The sequence below is a fragment of the Mesorhizobium sp. L103C119B0 genome, from assembly GCF_000502235.1.
Classification (GTDB): Bacteria; Pseudomonadota; Alphaproteobacteria; order Rhizobiales; family Rhizobiaceae; genus Mesorhizobium.
In genome coordinates this window covers 61,701-79,010 of record NZ_AYXE01000006.1, presented here as the reverse complement: position 1 = coordinate 79,010, position 17,310 = coordinate 61,701, and the positions used below count along the sequence as shown (strand labels likewise).

Sequence of the window (17,310 nt, the reverse complement as noted above, 5' to 3'; positions counted from 1 at the left end):
CCGGCTTACGCCATCGCCTTCTGCAAATTCTCGTCGATCTTGTCGAGGAAGCCGGTGGTCGACAGCCATGGTTGGTCGGGACCGATCAAGAGCGACAGGTCCTTGGTCATGAAGCCGCTCTCAACCGTCTGGATGCAGACCTTCTCCAGCGTGTCGGCAAATCGCTTCAACTCGGCATTGTCGTCGAGCTTGGCGCGGTGGGCGAGGCCGCGCGTCCAGGCGAAGATCGAGGCGATCGAATTGGTCGAGGTTTCCTCGCCCTTCTGGTGCTGGCGATAGTGGCGCGTCACGGTGCCGTGCGCGGCCTCCGCTTCCACCGTCTTGCCGTCCGGCGTCATCAGCACGGAGGTCATCAGGCCAAGCGAGCCAAAACCTTGCGCCACCGTGTCGGACTGGACGTCGCCGTCATAATTCTTGCAGGCCCAGACATAGCCGCCAGACCATTTCAGGGCGGAGGCCACCATGTCGTCGATCAGCCGGTGCTCGTACCACAGCTTCTTCGCCTTGAACTCGGCCTCGAATTCAGCCTCGTAGACCTCCTGGAAAATGTCCTTGAAGCGGCCATCATAGGCTTTGAGGATGGTGTTCTTGGTCGAGAGATAAACCGGATAGTTGCGCAGCAGGCCGTAATTCAGCGAGGCGCGGGCGAATTCCCGGATGGAGTCGTCGAGATTGTACATCGCCATGGCAACGCCGGCGCCGGGTGCGTCGTACACGTCATGCTCGATCACCTTGCCGTCCTCGCCGACGAACTTGATGGTCAGCTTGCCCTTGCCGGGGAAGCGGAAGTCGGTGGCGCGATACTGGTCGCCGAAAGCATGACGGCCGACGATGATGGGCTTGGTCCATCCCGGCACCAGACGCGGCACGTTCTTCATGATGATCGGTTCGCGGAAAATGGTGCCGCCGAGAATGTTACGGATGGTGCCGTTCGGCGACTTCCACATCTTCTTCAGCTTGAATTCCTCGACGCGCTGCTCGTCGGGCGTGATCGTCGCGCATTTCACGCCAACGCCCCATTTCTTGATGGCATTGGCCGAATCGATGGTCACCTGGTCGTTGGTGGCGTCGCGGTGCTCGACGCCGAGGTCGTAATATTCGAGCTTCAGGTCGAGATAAGGGTGGATCAGCTTGTCCTTGATGAACTGCCAGATGATGCGGGTCATCTCGTCGCCGTCGAGCTCGACGACCGGGTTCGCCACCTTGATCTTCGCCATGAAAAGAATGCCTCGCTTTTGGGGAACTAAACGGCCTTGCCCGCATGGCTTCGGCCGGGGATGCGGAGCGTATATCAAAGCCTATTTGGCCGCGCAAACGCCGATCCGTGCAGAATGGGTCGTCGGTGCCGCGACCGGTGTTTTGCAAAAGCTTCATTTTGCCGAGCGGATGTGGCAGGGAACGCTGAAATGCCGCAAACAGCAGTTCATTGAGATCATGTCCGCCGTCGATCATCCTGAAAACGCATCCGCCGCCGGGCCGGCGATCATCCTGGTCGAGCCGCAGCTCGGCGAGAATATCGGCATGGTTGCGCGCGCCATGGCCAATTTCGGCCTTGCCGAACTGAGACTGGTCAACCCGCGTGACGGCTGGCCGAGCGAGAAGGCGCGCGCCGCCGCCAGCCGCGCCGACCATGTCATCGATGCCGTAACAGTGTTCGGCGATCTGGCGTCCGCCGTCGCCGACCTCAACTTCGTCTTCGCCACCACGGCGCGGGAGCGCGACGGCTTCAAACCCGTGCGTGGTCCGGTCGAGGCGGGCAGGGCGCTGAGGGCGCGTCAGATGGCCGGCCTGCGCACCGGCATCTTGTTCGGCCGCGAGCGTTTTGGGCTCTACAATGACGAGGTCGGGCTGGCCGACGAGATCGTCACCTTTCCGGTCGATCCCGGCTTTTCGTCGCTCAACATCGCCCAGGCCGTGCTGTTGATGTCCTATGAATGGATGAAATCCGGCCTGGAGGACGAGACGGCGACTAATTTCTCCAGTCCTGAAATGAAGCCGGCGAGCAAGGAAGAGTTGCACGGCCTGTTTGCCTATCTCGAAGGCGCGCTCGAAGCGCGCGGTTATTTCCGCCCGGCGCCCAAGAAACCCAAGATGGTCGACAATCTGCGCGCCGTCTTGACGCGCGCCGGTTTCGCCGAGCCGGAACTGAAAGTGCTGCGCGGCATCATCTCGTCGCTCGACCGGTTTTCGCCGGCCATGCCGCGCGGTGACGGCTCGCCGGGAGACGATCCAAGGCGTTTGCCGGCCGCTGCGCGAAAACGCCAGGCAGACAAAGAAGATTAGAAATCGCTAAGCTTCGAACGGCTGAAGTAACCGAATTTTATTTGCCTCTCGTCCATTGTTGTCAAAACGGTGGGGTGGCAAATGTTCACGTCCAAAATCGGCCGTATGCGCTTCTTCTTCTATTCGCTCGGCGTAGCCCTGCTCGAGGCCGTTCTTGCTGTGCTGTGCATCGTTGGCACGATCGGCTTTGAGGGGCTGGTCAACTCGGCGCCCGGTCCATCGCGGCAAGGCATGGCAGGCGCGGTTCTGGTCGTTTCCCTCCTGGCCGTGGTCATGCGTGCCAACATCGCCTGGCGACGCAGCCGCGACGCCAACGGCAAAGCCTGGATCCTGTGGTCCTACATCGTGTTCTGCGCCATCTACGCCTTTCTGCAGGCAGGCACGCTGCTGGTCATCGATTTCAAGAACCCGGAAAGCACGTCCAGCGGTTTGAACCTGCTGGCGCTGTCGATCTTTGGCCTTTGGTGCACGATCCTGGTGGCTAAGCCGGTGGCGGGCATCAATATCGACGAACTGACATCGGTTTTCGATTTCGATGGCGATACGCCCATGCCTGCGGGATTCGGCCGGATGGCCAGCAGCACGGCACAGTCTTCTATGCGCAACGCCAAACCGGCCACGCGCTCGGTGCCGTCCGCCCAGCCTCTGGGCCGTCCGCGGCCCGCCGGCTTCGGCAAGCGCGGGCTCTAGAGCAACCGAGGCAAGGTCGTCTTCGCCGGCTTTGCATGGAAGTTGCTAACATTCGCCACTTCAAGGCCATGATGGTTGCAGATAGAACGGCATTGGCCAATGACCGCCAAGCCTTCTGATCCAGCCTCTTTCATGGTCCGATATCAATGAGCCACCGTCCGATCCTGATGTTCGATTCCGGCGTTGGAGGATTGACCGTGCTGCGCGAAGCGCGCGTGCTGATGCCTGACCGGCGCTTCGTCTACGTCGCCGATGACAAGGCCTTTCCCTACGGCGCCTGGGAAGAGCCGGCGCTGCAGGCCCATATAGTCGAGCTCTTCGCCAAGCTGCTCGACCGTTTTGATCCGGAAATTTCGGTCGTCGCCTGCAATACCGCTTCGACGCTGGTGATCGATGCGTTGCGGGAAAAGTTCCCGGGCCATCCCTTTGTCGGCACGGTGCCGGCAATCAAGCCGGCTGCCGAGCGCACCCGGTCCGGGCTGGTCTCGGTGCTGGCGACGCCGGGCACGGTGAAGCGCCAGTACACGCGCGACCTGATCGGCAAATGGGCGCAGAAATGCCATGTCCGGCTGGTCGGCAGCAACAATCTCGCCGGACTGGCCGAGGCCTACATGCGCGAGGGCTTTGTCGACGAGGAGGCCGTGCGTGCCGAGATCGCACCGTGTTTTGTCCAGCATGACGATTTGCGCACGGACATCGTCGTGCTCGCCTGCACGCACTATCCGTTCCTGGCCAATCGCATGCGCAAGACCGCGCCCTGGCCGGTCGACTGGATCGACCCGGCCGAAGCGATTGCGCGGCGTGCTCTGTCTCTGCTTCCGGCTGTCGACGGGCCATTGCCGCAAAGCGAGCCCGACATCGCCGTCTTTACCTCGGGAAAGGCGGACTTCGCAATCAGCCGGCTGATGCAGGGTTTTGGATTGAGCGCACGCTAATGCATGTCGCCCAAAAGTGCGCAGCGGTTTTGGGACAACGACATGCATAAAAACAAAAAAACTAAAGCGCGTCGCCGACGCGCTTTAGACGGGTTCGAAGACAATGACGCGCCGATCCGGATCGGCCGAAACAAGCCTTAGCGTCAGGCCATCGCCCTGCCTGAACCCTGAGGCCTTCACATTCGCAACGACAGGCATGTCCGAGAGCTGAACGCGCGCACGCTGATCACCGACGTCGGTGACGACGGCCTTGAATGTTTCACCCACGCGCCCCCTCAGCATCACCGCCTCGGCAAGGCCGATGGCCGCGTGGTTGATCTGCGAGGCGCGGGCGCCTGCGCGGCCCATCACCTTAGGCAGTCTGGAAAACGCCTCGGTAACGGCTTGCGGCACCGGCTGGCCGTTGGCGATGGCCAGCACGCAGCGCACGACGTAGCGATCGGCCAGCCGCCTCAGGGGCGCGGTGGCGTGGGCATAGGTCGCGGCCATCGCCTCGTGCCAGGGGACAACGCCTTCTTCATAGGGTTGGTAGGACGCACCGGAGCCGGCGCGGCGGATTTCCAGCATCAGCGCTGCCTGTTGCATGTTCGTCGGATCGAGGGTTCGCTGATAGTCGGACAGGTTGGTCGAAGGAGGCCAGGACAGGCCTAAGGCCCGTGCCGCGCTGCGCAGTCTTTGTACTTTGGAAGCATCGGGCGGCGCCATCACCCGGAACAAGCCGGTCCGGTGTGCCAGCATGGCGTCGGCAATCGCCATGTTGGCGGCCAGCGAAAGTGCTGCGTTGTCTTGCTCGGATTGCAGCAGCGGCCTGAACGCAAGCTGGAACGTGCCATCGGCAAGCTGTTCCACCTCCTGCTCGGGCGGGTCGACGCGCGAAGCGCCGCGACGGTCTTCGGCCGCCGCCATGCGCCGCGCGATTTCGGCGAAGCCGACTGGGACGTCGGCGGCCTGCACGCTGTCATAGGCGAGCTTGGCGCGGCTTTGAATGATTGCCCGCTCCGCGCCATCCAGCCTTACCGCTCCGTCGTCGGCGATCCGGACCGTGAAGATGACAGCCGGACGCGGACCGCCGGGTAGCAAGCTCGCGGCGCCCTCGGCAATGACCCGGGGATAGAGCCCGGCCTTGCCGTCCGGCAAATACAGGGTTTCGCCCCGCGCCCAGGCTTCGCGATCCACCGCGTCGCCGTCCGCGACGAACCAGGCTACGTCGGCAATCGCATAGTGCAACAGAAGGTCGCTACCGCTCGCTTCGATCGAAAACGCTTGGTCAAGATCGGTGGAAGTCGCGGGATCGAGCGTCACGAAGGGCATCGCCGTGCGGTCGGCATGCTGGTCGGGCACGCGCCTGGCCGCCGTCTGTGCCATGGCCATTACATCAGGGGGAAATCCCTCCGGCACATGGAACTCGGTGCGGATTTTCGCGAGGCCGGTGGCGAGTGCCTGCGAGGGATCGTTCAACGATTTCATGGCGCCGTCCTACACCGGCGTTGCGGGCACGGGAAGGTGGTTTTGCCGGCAGTGCCGGCCGACCATGGGCAGGCATGAGCGCGGAACGGAAGTTGACCGCCAGCGCTGGAACCGTCGCCGGAGCGCAACGTTTCTTCCTCTGGCAGCAAAGGAGGAGCCGATATGCCTGCAACCTCAAAAGCACAGCAAAAGGCCGCTGGCGCAGCCCTGTCGGCCAAGCGCGGCGGGACCAGGAAGAGCGAACTTCAAGGCGCGTCGAAGTCGATGTACAATTCGATGAGCGAAAAACAGCTCGAGGAATTCGCAGAGACCAAGCGCAAAGGCCTGCCGGAGAAGAAATCGGCAGACTGAAACCACGGGCTTCTTCGGTTCAGGCCAAGCCCGAAACCCCTGACGTCACCAGCAGCGCTTCACCTTGTAGCGGATGACCTTCTTGTGGCCATGCCGCCAGATGACCTTCTTCTTCACCACGACATGGCAGGTCTGACGATGCTTGTGGCCCTGCCAATGCTTGGCCATCGCTGGCTCGGGCACGGCGATCGACATCGTCCCGGCCAGGACGGCTGCACCGACCAACGAGAGGAAAAACTTCTTCATGCGACTTCGGGCTCCTTTGGCTCCAGTCCCTTCCTAAATGCCGTCGGCGGGACAACCTCCCGCCGCATCCGGCACGGCACTCAACGCCAAAGACGTGATATGGTTGCCGGGCCCAGCGCGAGCGACGCGCTTGACTCTGCTCAAATCTCCGTTTAACGAGCGCACCAACACCGGGCCGCAATGCCCGGTTGTTTCTTTTGCATGGCAAGCCCGGGAAAGCAGGTTTATCGTTTCCTGGGTTTTGTCTAGACTGACGTGTCCCGTGGGTTTTCCGCCGCGTTGCGTGGGAAAACCCTGTCAGGCCTCGAAAACGGAGGCCAGAGGAGGGCGCGTTTCCTTCACCCGGACCATGAGGCTCCGGGTGGTTTGTTTTGAAAGGGAATGCGATGAGCAAGCGCGAATCCGCGAAGTACAAGATCGACCGCCGTCTCGGCGAAAACATCTGGGGCCGCCCGAAGTCCCCGGTCAACAAGCGTGAATACGGCCCCGGCCAGCACGGCCAGCGCCGCAAGGGCAAGCTTTCCGATTTCGGCCTGCAGCTGCGCGCCAAGCAGAAGCTGAAGGGTCACTATGGTGATGTCTCCGAAAAGCAGTTCCGCAAGGTCTATGAAGAGGCTGATCGCCGCAAGGGCGACACCTCCGAGAACCTGATCGGCCTGCTCGAGTCGCGTCTCGACGCGGTCGTCTACCGCTCCAAGTTCGTGCCGACCATTTTCGCGGCTCGCCAGTTCGTCAACCACGGCCACGTCAACGTCAACGGCAAGCGCGTCAACATCGGCTCGTACCGTTGCAAGCCGGGCGACGTCGTCGAAGTGCGCGAAAAGTCGAAGCAGCTGGTCATCGTGCTGGAAGCGGTCGGCCTCGCCGAGCGCGACGTGCCGGACTATATCGAAGTCGATCACAACAAGATGGTCGCGACCTTCTCGCGCATCCCCGGCCTGGCCGACGTACCGTTCGCCGTGCAGATGGAGCCGAACCTGGTCGTCGAATTCTATTCGCGCTGATCGATCGCTTTTCTGCGATACCGGAAAGGGCCGCCCGTCGAGGCGGCCTTTTCTTTGTCGGCCATGTCCGCTAATCCGGCACTCTCGGCTATGGAAAGCGACAAGCCATGAACATGCTGGCAGACATCGACACAGTTGAACCGATTGCTGAAGGCGGCTTCCATCCGCTGTTTGCCGACGTGCCGTCTTCCGTCGAGTTCAACAAACTGCGTAAGCGGCTGTTGCGGTTGACCCGTCAGGCGGTCGAGGATTTCGCCATGGCGAGGCCCGGCGACCGCTGGCTGGTGGCTTTGTCCGGCGGCAAGGATTCCTACGGCCTGCTCGCCGTGCTGCTCGATCTCAAATGGCGCGGCCTTTTGCCGGTCGATTTGCTGGCCTGCAATCTCGACCAGGGCCAGCCGAACTTTCCGAAGCACATTTTGCCCGATTACCTCGATGCGCATGGCATCGCCCATCGCATCGAGTATCAGGACACCTATTCGGTGGTCACCGACAAGCTGCCCCGGGGCGGCACCTATTGCTCGCTGTGCTCGCGGCTGCGGCGCGGCCATCTCTATCGCATCGCGCGCGAGGAGGGCTGTTCGGCGCTGGTGCTCGGCCACCACCGTGAGGACATTCTCGAAACCTTCTTCATGAATCTATTCCATGGCGGCCGCCTTGCCGCCATGCCGCCAAAGCTGCTCAATGACGACGGTGACGTCATGGTGCTGCGGCCGCTGAGCTACTGCGCCGAGGTCGATCTGGAGAAATTCGCCGCCGCGATGAAATTCCCGATCATTCCCTGCGATCTCTGCGGCAGCCAGGAAGGCCTGCAGCGCAACGCCATGAAGGCGATGCTGGACGATATGGAAAAGCGCATGCCGGGCCGCAAGGACACGATGCTGCGCGCGCTGTCCAACACCAGGCCGTCGCATCTGCTCGACAGAAAGCTGTTCGACTTTGCCGCCCTCAATGGCAGCCTCAGCACAGGACAAGACATTTCCGATGATATTTGATGACCAAGCGATCGACTGGCTGGCCGAGCTTCTCGCCGATGCAGCCAGGGCCGAAATCATGCCACGCTTTCGCCGGCTGGGCGAGGGCGACATCAGACAGAAGACCTCGGCTGCCGACCTGGTGACCGAGGCCGACATCAACGCCGAGCGGCTGATCACGGCCAGGCTGCGCGAGCGCTATCCCACGGCGATGATCGTCGGCGAGGAAGCCTGTTCCGACAATCCGGCGCTGCTTCAGGGGCTCGGTGATGCCGACCTCGCCTTCGTCGTCGACCCGGTCGACGGAACCTTCAACTTCGCCTCCGGCGTGCCGCTCTTCGGCGTCATGCTGAGCGTCGTCGTCAAGGGCGAAACCGTCGCCGGTATCATCCATGACCCCGTAGGCCGGGACTGGCTGATCGGCGCCAAGGGCGCCGGCAGCCATATCCGCCATGCGCATGGCGCGCTGGAGACGGTGCATGTCGCCGATGCCGTGCCGATCTCGCAGATGACCGGCTCCGTCTCCTGGCAATATCTGGCGGAACCGCAACGCTCGCTCCTGGCGCGCAACCAGACCAAGACCCTGTCGCAGTTCGGCTATCGCTGCGCGGCACATGAATACCGTCTTCTGGCCAGCGGCCATGCCCATTTCGTCGTCTACAACAAACTGATGCCGTGGGACCATCTGGTCGGTGTGCTGATCCACGCCGAGGCCGGCGGCTACACCGCGCGGATCGACGGCAGCGCCTATCTGCCCTCGCATATCGACGGCGGCATTCTTGTCGCCCCGGACAAGGAAAGCTGGCAGGAGTTGCGCAGGGAACTCTGGGCGCAATAATCGGTCCAACTGCTGGTAGAGGCTTTCGTCAAGTATATTGGCTCTGTTATAGTGTCCAATCTCTCGCGAAGTCGGAAGCTGCGAAATGAAACATCGGTCCGCAATTGTTGCAACGGCGCTTGCACTTGCCTTGGCCGCCGCTGGCGCCACTGAGGCAAGATCGCAGGAACGCGCGTGCGGCAGTCGCGATCCCGTCGATACCATAGACGAGATGTTTTCCGCGATCTTTGCCTGTTGGCAGCCGCCGCCTGGAAGTGCTGGCATGACCCTGACGCTGAGTTTCTCAATTCGCAAAAACGGCACGCTGATGGGCAAACCGCGCGCCACTTTCTCCCATATGGGAGATGATGCCTCGCTCAACCGGGTCTTTGTGTCATCCGTGCTCGAAGCGCTCGACAAGGCTCTGCCGATGCCGCTGTCGGACAGCATGGGTGGCGCCATCGCAGGGCGCCCGCTGTTCCCTCGTTTCACGGCAGTGATTGGCGGCGCATCCTGAAACGCGTCGCATAAAGGTGGATGCGGTTTTGAGACCAACAATCTCAAGGCGCGTCGCTCAATGCAGGTCGGTAACGTGCCCTGAAATGGGTGGGTTGTGCGGCTGGAACATCTTGCCGCGCTCGGCGATCAGGATCATCAGGAGGGCCGCGACCGAGACGCTGCAGAAGCCGGCGGCAAGCGGCGTCACCGTGCCGTTGAAGGCCTGGCCGATCAGCGTGCCGAGGATGCCGCCGAGAAAAGTCTGCATGAAGCCCAGGATGGACGACGCGGTGCCCGCCAGTTGGCCGAGCGGCTCCATCGCGAGCGCGTTGAAATTGGCGCCGAGCGCGCCGAACGGGAGCATCGCACTGGCGAAGAAGGTGATGAACAGCCAGAGTGGCATCTTCATTTGAAGCGAAACGGTGAGCCAGGCAAGGCTGATCACCAGGAACAACAGCAGTGCGCTCTGCGACAGGCGGCGCATGCCGATGCGGCCGACCAGGCGCGAGTTGAGGTAGTTCGAAAAAGCGAGAACGCCGGCGACACCCGCGAAGATGACAGGAAACAATTCGCCGACATGAAAAATGTCGACATAGATCTGCTGTGCGGAGGCGATGAAGCCGAACATGGCGGCGAAAATGAAGGTGCTGGCAAAGGCGTAGCAAAGCGCCATGCGGTTGGTGAGCACGATGCGGAAACCACCGACGACGGATGAGACTGTCAGCGGCCGGCGGTACTCCGGATGCAGCGTCTCCGGCAGCTGCAGCAGCGACCACGCCGACACGATCAGCGCCCCGACGGCCATGGTGACGAAGATCCAGTGCCATGTTGCGAACAGCATGATGACCTGGCCGATCCCAGGCGCGATCACCGGGATGGCCATGAACACCATGAAGATCAGAGACATCACCTCGGCCATGCGCCGACCGTCGAACGTGTCGCGCACGATCGAGACGGCGATGACGCGGGTCGCCGCCGCACCGATGCCTTGCACCAGCCGGCACAGCAGCAGGACGGCGAATGACGGGGCGATGGCCGCGGCCGCAGCCGCCACGACATAGATCGCCAGCCCGGCAACGAGCGGCGCGCGGCGCCCGAACCGGTCCGAGATCGGTCCGAAGAAAAGCTGTCCGCCACCGAAGCCCAATATATAGGCGGTGATCACATACTGGCGGTGGTTTTCATTCTCAACGCCAAGCGTGGCGCCGATTTGCTGCAGTGCCGGCAGCATGATGTCGATGGCCAGCGAGTTCAACGCCATCAGTGCCGCGCACAGCGCGATGAATTCCCAGCGCGGAATAGGCAATTTGCGTGCCTGTTGGGGCGCTTTTGCTGGCTGGTCCACGGCGGGTCCGATCTTCAAAACGAATATGCGCCGGCATGCCGGCGCATAAGTTCGTCCTCACTCCGATAGGGGGAGGTAACATTTTGCCGGGGCGGGGCTGCCCCGTCTCAACTCAGAATCAGGCTGTCGCTTTGACGCTGACGCCCTTGTCGACGAGCAACGTCTGCAGCTCGCCCGCCTGGAACATTTCGCGGATGATGTCGCAGCCGCCGACGAATTCGCCCTTGACGTAAAGCTGCGGGATCGTCGGCCAGTTCGAATATTCCTTGATGCCTTGGCGCAGTTCGGCCGAGGTCAGCACGTCGACGCCCTTATAGTCGGCTCCGATGTAATCGAGGATCTGGACGACCTGGCCGGAAAAGCCGCACTGCGGAAAACCGGGCGTGCCCTTCATGAAAAGGACGACGTCGTTGCCCTTCACTTCGCTGTCGATGTAGTCGTTGATGCCGCTCATGAGATATCCTTTCACGCCTGTGGGAGTCAGGCTCGAAGCATAGCCATCAAATAAACCCATAGATGGGCCGAAACAAGATGTTTGCGCCGCCGTCGCGGAAATGGCGCAAAGGATCGCCTGTCTTGGGCCAAGCATCCGAGCCGATTGCAGCCTTCGGAACATGATGAAAAGACGATATGGCGCCGCCCTTCCGATCGCCATCCTGCTGGCGGCGATTGCCGTTGTCTGGTGGCCGAGACGCCCGGAGCCGCCGCCGCTGGTCATTGGCGGTGACCTGCCCGCGCCTTGCCGGAATGTCGCCTTCGAGGCGGTGACCTATGTCGTCTGCGAGATCGATCTTCGCGCCGACAGCATCGGTGTTTTCCACGCCAGCGCCGATGGCAAGCCTTTTGGTTCGCTCGAAGCCTTCGACAAGGCGGTTGCGGGCGAGGGGAGGCCGGTGCTGCTCGCCATGAATGGCGGCATGTATCACGAGGATTTGTCGCCGGTCGGCCTGCTGGTCGAGAACGGCAGCGAAAAGTCACGGCTCAATCTTGCCGACGGCGAAGGCAATTTCTTCCTGAAACCGAACGGCGTCTTTCTGGTGGGCAATGACGGCAAGGCGGCTGTCATGGAAAGCAACGCCTATGCCGTCGCCAAACCCGATGTTGCCTTCGCCACGCAGTCCGGCCCGATGCTGGTGATCGATGGCGTGCTACATCCGCGCTTCGAGGCGAATGGCACCTCGCGCTACATCAGGAACGGCGTCGGGGTGCGTGACGAAAACACCGTCGTGCTGGCGATCTCGCGGTCGGAGGTCAGTTTCGGCAGCTTTGCGCGGCTGTTCCGCGACGCGCTACAATGCCGCAACGCGCTGTTCCTCGACGGCGCGGTCTCCGCGCTGTCGGATGGGAAAAGAATGATCGTCGGCGGAAAATACCCGGCGGGCCCGATCATCTCAGTGTCGGCGAAGCCGATCACGTCAGTGTCGGCGAAGCAGCCGCAGAAACAGTAGGCCAGTCTGGCTTCAGTCCGGCACGCTGGTCTGCAGGGCCAGCGCGTGCAGCACGCCGCCCATATTGCCCTTCAGCGCATCATAGACCATTTGGTGCTGCTGGACGCGGCTCTTTCCGCGGAAGCTCTCGGCCACCACTTCGGCTGCATAGTGATCGCCGTCGCCGGCGAGGTCGCGGATCGTCACCTTGGCGTCCGGAATGCCGTCCTTGATCAGTTTTTCGATGTCGTGGGCATCCATTGCCATGGCAAAATCCTGTTCTGGGCGGCTAGGCACGAGTGACTCGCACGGCAGCCTAAAGCCTTTCTGGTCCGGGTTGAAGCCGTTCTGTCGGCGACGCAGTGTCTAAGGGCCATCCTGCCGCGGGTGAACCACACCATCTTCGGTAATGTCGTCGCGGGTCGAGAACCCCCGGCCAAGGCTGAACACCAGGACATAGAGCGGGATGTTGAGCGCCAGGTTGATAATCGGGAGATAGCTGGTCATCTGCCACAAGGGCGAAAAGAATGGTTGGCCATAGCCGTCGCAGATCAGCGATGACCCGTATTCCCACAGCGCGCCGGTAATGACCGCAATGGCAAAGAGCTTGATGCAGGTGGCGACATGCCTTGCGCGCGCCGGGTTCGGCAAAAGGCGGCTCCACAGCACCAGGCAGACGATGGGGATCGCATAGATCAGACTTTGCAAGGCCAGCATCTGCAGTGTGCCATTGGCCGCCTCAAGGAACTGGTCACGCCTTTCCAGCAGCGGACAGACCTCGCTCGAGGTCGTCGACAGCAGGAAAAAGACGAACGGCCCGAGGAACCAGAAGAAGAACAGCGACGGCCAGAAGACGACTGCGATCAGCGTCCGGGCTGCCAGGCTGGTCAACTGGACTTGTCCATGAAGTTCGGGAACCAGCCTTCGTGGGCGGCGGTCAATTCGCTGACCGGGATCGCCCTGGCATCGCCGAGCTTCAGTTCGTTTCCACCGGTCGAGCCGATCCATGGCGCAAAGATGCCGAGCTTGCTCTGTTCCTCGCGGATGGCGTCCCATTCCTTGCTCTGCGGATCGACGGACAGCGTCAGCAGGTAGCGGCCCTGGTCTTCGCCGAACCAGACCGGGATCGGGTCGGTGCCGGCGAGCCCCGGAACTGTGGCGCCGATGCCGGACGCCATCGCCATTTCGGCCAGGGCTATCGCCAAGCCGCCATCGGAAAGGTCATGGGCCGCGGTCACGACGCCCGACGCGATCAGCGCGCGGACATGGTCGCCGACGCGCTTTTCGTGCGCGAGGTCGACGGATGGCGGCGGCCCGTCGGTACGGCCATGGATGTCCCTGAAATAGGCGGACTGGCCGAGATGGCTGCCCCAGCTTGCGGGTGCGCCGACCAGCAGGATCATCTGGCCCTCGGCGGCAAAGCCGATACGGGTCATCTTCGACCAGTCGGCAATCAGCCCGACGCCGCCGATGGTCGGCGTCGGCAGGATGCCCTGGCCGTTGGTTTCATTGTAGAGCGAGACATTGCCCGACACGATCGGGAAGCCGAGCGCGCGGCAGGCATCGCCAATGCCTTTCACCGCGCCGACCAGTTGGCCCATGATCTCAGGCCGTTCCGGATTGCCGAAATTGAGGTTGTCCGTCGCCGCCAGCGGCAGCGCGCCGGTGGCGGTAAGGTTGCGCCAGCATTCGGCCACCGCCTGCTTGCCGCCTTCATACGGGTCGGCCTCGCAATAGCGCGGCGTCACGTCGGAGGAGAAGGCGAGCGCCTTGGTCGGATGGCCTTCGACGCGCACCACGCCGGCGTCGCCGCCCGGAAGCTGCAGCGAATTGCCCTGGATCAGCGTGTCGTACTGCTCCCACACCCAGCGCCGCGACGACAGGTCCGGCCCGCCGAGCAGTTTCAACAGCGCATCGGCGACATCGGCCTTCGGCGCATCGCCGGCTGCGAGCGCCGCAGGCTTCTTCGGCTCGACCCAGGGGCGGTCATATTCCGGCGCCTTGTCGCCAAGGTCCTTGATCGGCAGGTTGGCGACCTCGTCACCCTGGTGAATGACGCGGAAGCGCAGATCGTCGGTGGTCTTGCCGACAATGGCGAAGTCGAGGCCCCATTTGTGGAAGATCGCCTCGGCTTCCTTTTCCTTCTCGGGGCGCAGCACCATCAGCATGCGCTCCTGGCTCTCCGACAGCATCATCTCATAGGCGCTCATGCGCTCTTCGCGCACCGGCACCTGGTCGAGGTGAAGCTCGATGCCGAGGTCGCCCTTGGCGCCCATCTCGACCGCCGAACAGGTGAGGCCGGCCGCCCCCATGTCCTGGATGGCGATAACGGCGCCAGACGCCATCAGCTCAAGACAGGCTTCGAGCAGGCATTTTTCGGTGAAGGGATCGCCGACCTGCACGGTCGGGCGCTTCTCGTCGATCTTGTCGTCGAACTCGGCCGAGGCCATCGTGGCGCCGCCGACGCCGTCGCGGCCGGTCTTGGCGCCGAGATAGACGACCGGCAGGCCGACGCCCTTGGCTTCCGACAGGAAGATCGCATCGGTCTTGGCGAGGCCCGCGGCAAAGGCATTGACCAGGATGTTGCCGTTGTAGCGGGCGTCGAAATTGACCTCGCCGCCGACCGTCGGCACGCCGAACGCATTGCCGTAGCCGCCAACGCCGGAAACCACACCGCTGACCAGGTGCCTGGTCTTGGGATGGTCGGGTGCGCCGAAGCGCAGCGCATTCATCGCCGCAATCGGCCGCGCGCCCATGGTGAAGACATCGCGCAATATGCCGCCGACGCCGGTCGCCGCACCCTGGTAGGGCTCGATGTAGGAGGGATGGTTGTGGCTCTCCATCTTGAAGACGACGCAGTCGCCATCGCCGATATCGACCACGCCGGCATTCTCGCCCGGACCCTGGATGACCTGAGGCCCGGTGGTCGGTAGCGTGCGCAGCCATTTCTTCGAGGATTTGTAGGAGCAGTGCTCATTCCACATCGCCGAGAAGATGCCGAGTTCGGTAAAGCTCGGTTCGCGCCCGACCAGGTCGAGGATGCGCTGGTATTCGTCGGGCTTCAGCCCATGCGCGGCGATGAGTTCCGGGGTGATCGGCACGGAATTGGAAATGGTCATGGGCGGCGATTGATGTCCATGGAAGAGGGGAATTTGAGTCCCCTCATATCGCAAGCTTTGGCGTGATACACCCCATTGGATGACGAAAAACGCCGGAAAACCACAGGGCGACGATGGTAGCGGGAGCCGCTGGGGAACGCTATGGCATCCCGGCCGTTAGGCCTCAAAGCAATCAGGAGATTTCGACATGGCCACCAAGCAAGGCAAGAAAGACAATCGCCTCTCCGACAAGGAGGCCATGCATATTGCCGAGACCACCGACGTTTCGCCCAAGCAGGCCAAGGACCTGGCCGAGAAGCACGGCAAGGACAAGGGCGCGAAGGAAGCCAAAAACTTCAAGGCAGAGGGCTGAACCTAAGATCGGTACGCAGGGGCACGGTTTAGCGCCAACGATTCAGGACGAACTGTCGTAGCCGGCGCGGCCTTCCTCCAGCAGCCGCCGGATCACCGCGACGCCGCCGGTGATGTCCTCGCGCCGCCTTGGCTGCGAGACGCCGAAACGCACGCCGTGAAAAACCTGCTCGGAACGCCCCGCCTTGAACTCGTCCTCGTCGTCGAGGAGCACGCCATTTTCGAGGCATGCGCTCCTGAACGTGCCGGACAGCCAGGGATCGGGCAGCGTCAGCCAGACGAAGGGCACGCTGCCGTGTGACTTGAAGGCGAAACCCGCCAGTGTCTCGCGCACGATGGCGATGCGGGCGGCAATTTCGGCAATGCTGCGTTTGCGGATATCGCCAGCCTGCCCAGACAGCACCAGCCGCGCGTTCACCTCCGCCAGCAGGAACGGCATCCCGCCGGTCATCATCTTGTGGGCGACGCGGATGCGATGGCGATAGGCGGGCGGGCAGGAGAGCCAGCCGCCGCGAACACCTGCCGCGACCGATTTCGACAGACCGCCGGCGACAATGGTGCGCTCGGGTGCATATTCGGCGATGAGCGGCGTCGGATCTTCGGTCAGGCCGCCATAGAGATCGTCCTCGATGACGATGACATTGTACGCGCGCGCGACACGAGCGATCGCCTCGCGGCGCGAAACCGACAGGATCGCCAGCGTCGGGTTTTGCACCGTCGGCATCAGGAAGATCATCTTCGGGTGCTTTTGCGCGCAGACGCGTTCGAAATCCTCGGGATCGAGGCCTTCTTCGTCCGATGCCACCAGTGCTATGCGCCGCCCGATCAGCCCGGCGCTGCGGGCGATCTGCGAATAGGTGAGGTGCTCGAAGGCGACATAGTCGCCCGGTGTGGTCAGTGCCGCAATCGCCGCCATCACCGCGGCATGTGTGCCAAGCGTGGGAACGATGGTGTCGGCCGCCGGACGGAACGAATTGCGCGACAGCCAGCGGGCGCCGGCCTCGAACCAGCGCTCCGGAAAATCCCTGGTGTAGCTCGAAATCTCGTGCGGGTGATCCTGCACCGTGCGCGAGAGCATGTCAGCGACAATGGCGCCCTGGCCGATGTCGGGCGCGGCAGTGCTGTCGAAACGCAGCTTGCCGGGCGGTGCATCGACATAGCGCGTGCCTTGCACGGCCGGCTCGGCGAATTCGGGTGACGCCGCTTCCGATTGCTGCGCCAGCACATAGGTCCCGCGTCCGACTTCGCCGCTCACCAGCCCGCGTTCGCGCAGCAGCTGATAGGCCCGGCCGATCGTGCCGACCGTCGTGCCGATGTCATAGGCGAGATCGCGCTGCGGCGGCAATTTTGCCCCGGCATCGATAACGCCCTTGTCGATGTCCGACTCGATGCTGTCGGCAAGGCGCTGGTAAAGCGGGCCGGAACCGATGGTGAGGTCAGGGAGCCAATTTGTCATGGTGACAATTCTGTATATTGCACCAGATCGGGTGTCAATGCATATCAGAACCGTACCAAGATGGGTACAATTTGCAAGGTTGGCAGAAAAACAATGGATACAATCGAGACAATCCGCTGCGCGGGCATTGAATTGGTCGGGCCGTCCAGCCGGCGAGGCTTTGTCGGCCGGATCGTGCATGTGGTCAGATCGCTGGCGCGATGGATCGAAGCGTTGATCGAGCGCCGTCGCGGCCGCCTGGCCTTGCTGGAAATGACCGACGAGCAGCTCAGGGATATCGGTGTTTCGCGTGGCGACGCCTACCGTGAAGGGATCCGACGGCTCTGGGACTGACCCGGAGCCGGTTC

General features: G+C 62.6%; 20 protein-coding genes. 11 read left to right on the top strand and 9 right to left on the bottom strand.

Annotated features, from left to right (window positions below; all coding sequences use genetic code 11):
• Window positions 1–5 precede the first annotated feature (5 nt).
• On the bottom strand, window positions 6–1,217 hold the full coding sequence (locus X728_RS155475; protein WP_023669114.1) for an NADP-dependent isocitrate dehydrogenase: 1,212 nt from the start codon (window positions 1,215–1,217) through the stop codon (window positions 6–8).
• 217 nt (window positions 1,218–1,434) lie between these two features.
• On the opposite strand from X728_RS155475, the gene X728_RS155480 reads away from it, so the two are divergent.
• From X728_RS155480 to murI, 3 genes are all read left to right on the top strand, one after another.
• A complete protein-coding gene (locus X728_RS155480) occupies window positions 1,435–2,283 on the top strand; it encodes an RNA methyltransferase (RefSeq protein WP_023690202.1) in 849 nt (282 codons plus the stop codon).
• A 105-nt stretch (window positions 2,284–2,388) separates the two neighbouring features.
• Window positions 2,389–2,973 (top strand): hypothetical protein, encoded by a 585-nt coding sequence (locus X728_RS155485; protein WP_196815069.1) that lies wholly within the window; start codon window positions 2,389–2,391, stop codon window positions 2,971–2,973.
• A gap of 146 nt (window positions 2,974–3,119) precedes the next feature.
• Window positions 3,120–3,908: a glutamate racemase gene (gene murI, locus X728_RS155490; RefSeq protein ID WP_023684874.1), complete on the top strand. Its 789-nt coding sequence runs from the start codon at window positions 3,120–3,122 to the stop codon at window positions 3,906–3,908.
• An 84-nt stretch (window positions 3,909–3,992) separates the two neighbouring features.
• Here murI and X728_RS155495 read toward each other — a convergent pair whose 3' ends face one another.
• Window positions 3,993–5,375: an RNB domain-containing ribonuclease gene (locus X728_RS155495; protein WP_023831308.1), complete on the bottom strand. Its 1,383-nt coding sequence runs from the start codon at window positions 5,373–5,375 to the stop codon at window positions 3,993–3,995.
• 162 nt (window positions 5,376–5,537) lie between these two features.
• Between X728_RS155495 and X728_RS155500 the strand changes: the two genes are divergently transcribed.
• Complete coding sequence (locus tag X728_RS155500) at window positions 5,538–5,726, top strand: DUF3008 family protein (RefSeq protein WP_023831307.1); 189 nt, start codon at window positions 5,538–5,540, stop codon at window positions 5,724–5,726.
• A gap of 45 nt (window positions 5,727–5,771) precedes the next feature.
• Here X728_RS155500 and X728_RS155505 read toward each other — a convergent pair whose 3' ends face one another.
• Window positions 5,772–5,972: a hypothetical protein gene (locus X728_RS155505; protein ID WP_023690200.1), complete on the bottom strand. Its 201-nt coding sequence runs from the start codon at window positions 5,970–5,972 to the stop codon at window positions 5,772–5,774.
• A 386-nt stretch (window positions 5,973–6,358) separates the two neighbouring features.
• Here X728_RS155505 and rpsD point away from each other — a divergent pair, with 386 nt between their 5' ends.
• The 4 genes from rpsD (at window position 6,359) to X728_RS1000000171490 (ending at window position 9,284) form a co-directional block, all read left to right on the top strand.
• The gene (rpsD, locus tag X728_RS155510; protein WP_023669107.1) at window positions 6,359–6,976 is read left to right on the top strand and encodes a 30S ribosomal protein S4; all 618 of its coding nucleotides are present in this window, start codon (window positions 6,359–6,361) and stop codon (window positions 6,974–6,976) included.
• A gap of 107 nt (window positions 6,977–7,083) precedes the next feature.
• Complete coding sequence (gene ttcA, locus X728_RS155515) at window positions 7,084–7,971, top strand: tRNA 2-thiocytidine(32) synthetase TtcA (RefSeq protein WP_023829952.1); 888 nt, start codon at window positions 7,084–7,086, stop codon at window positions 7,969–7,971.
• Window positions 7,961–8,788 carry an inositol monophosphatase family protein gene (locus X728_RS155520; RefSeq protein WP_023684879.1) on the top strand — a complete coding sequence of 276 codons (828 nt, stop codon included), beginning with the start codon at window positions 7,961–7,963 and terminating at the stop codon, window positions 8,786–8,788. Before ttcA ends, X728_RS155520 begins: the two co-directional genes overlap by 11 nt.
• A 262-nt stretch (window positions 8,789–9,050) precedes the next feature.
• Window positions 9,051–9,284 (top strand): hypothetical protein, encoded by a 234-nt coding sequence (locus X728_RS1000000171490; protein WP_245259853.1) that lies wholly within the window; start codon window positions 9,051–9,053, stop codon window positions 9,282–9,284.
• 57 nt (window positions 9,285–9,341) lie between these two features.
• Here the strand turns inward: X728_RS1000000171490 and X728_RS155530 are convergent, their stop codons facing one another.
• On the bottom strand, window positions 9,342–10,565 hold the full coding sequence (locus tag X728_RS155530) for a multidrug effflux MFS transporter (protein ID WP_196815076.1): 1,224 nt from the start codon (window positions 10,563–10,565) through the stop codon (window positions 9,342–9,344).
• 163 nt (window positions 10,566–10,728) lie between these two features.
• Window positions 10,729–11,064: a Grx4 family monothiol glutaredoxin gene (gene grxD, locus X728_RS155535; protein WP_023669102.1), complete on the bottom strand. Its 336-nt coding sequence runs from the start codon at window positions 11,062–11,064 to the stop codon at window positions 10,729–10,731.
• A 160-nt stretch (window positions 11,065–11,224) separates the two neighbouring features.
• Between grxD and X728_RS155540 the strand changes: the two genes are divergently transcribed.
• Window positions 11,225–12,058, top strand: a complete 834-nt coding sequence (locus X728_RS155540; RefSeq protein ID WP_023831305.1) for a phosphodiester glycosidase family protein — start codon at window positions 11,225–11,227, stop codon at window positions 12,056–12,058.
• Between the two features lie 12 nt (window positions 12,059–12,070).
• Here X728_RS155540 and X728_RS155545 read toward each other — a convergent pair whose 3' ends face one another.
• From X728_RS155545 to purL, 3 genes are all read right to left on the bottom strand, one after another.
• On the bottom strand, window positions 12,071–12,304 hold the full coding sequence (locus X728_RS155545; RefSeq protein WP_010909092.1) for a BolA family transcriptional regulator: 234 nt from the start codon (window positions 12,302–12,304) through the stop codon (window positions 12,071–12,073).
• Window positions 12,305–12,403: 99 nt separating this feature from the next.
• Window positions 12,404–12,928 carry a hypothetical protein gene (locus X728_RS155550; RefSeq protein ID WP_023751454.1) on the bottom strand — a complete coding sequence of 175 codons (525 nt, stop codon included), beginning with the start codon at window positions 12,926–12,928 and terminating at the stop codon, window positions 12,404–12,406.
• Entirely contained in the window at window positions 12,925–15,156 is a 2,232-nt protein-coding gene (gene purL, locus X728_RS155555) for a phosphoribosylformylglycinamidine synthase subunit PurL (protein ID WP_023831304.1), read from the bottom strand. Before purL ends, X728_RS155550 begins: the two co-directional genes overlap by 4 nt.
• A 187-nt stretch (window positions 15,157–15,343) precedes the next feature.
• Here purL and X728_RS1000000170975 point away from each other — a divergent pair, with 187 nt between their 5' ends.
• The gene (locus X728_RS1000000170975; protein ID WP_023669098.1) at window positions 15,344–15,508 is read left to right on the top strand and encodes a hypothetical protein; all 165 of its coding nucleotides are present in this window, start codon (window positions 15,344–15,346) and stop codon (window positions 15,506–15,508) included.
• Window positions 15,509–15,550: 42 nt separating this feature from the next.
• Here X728_RS1000000170975 and X728_RS155560 read toward each other — a convergent pair whose 3' ends face one another.
• Window positions 15,551–16,963 (bottom strand): PLP-dependent aminotransferase family protein, encoded by a 1,413-nt coding sequence (locus tag X728_RS155560; protein ID WP_023684885.1) that lies wholly within the window; start codon window positions 16,961–16,963, stop codon window positions 15,551–15,553.
• Between the two features lie 93 nt (window positions 16,964–17,056).
• Between X728_RS155560 and X728_RS155565 the strand changes: the two genes are divergently transcribed.
• Complete coding sequence (locus X728_RS155565) at window positions 17,057–17,296, top strand: DUF1127 domain-containing protein (protein WP_023706460.1); 240 nt, start codon at window positions 17,057–17,059, stop codon at window positions 17,294–17,296.
• Window positions 17,297–17,310: the final 14 nt, after the last annotated feature.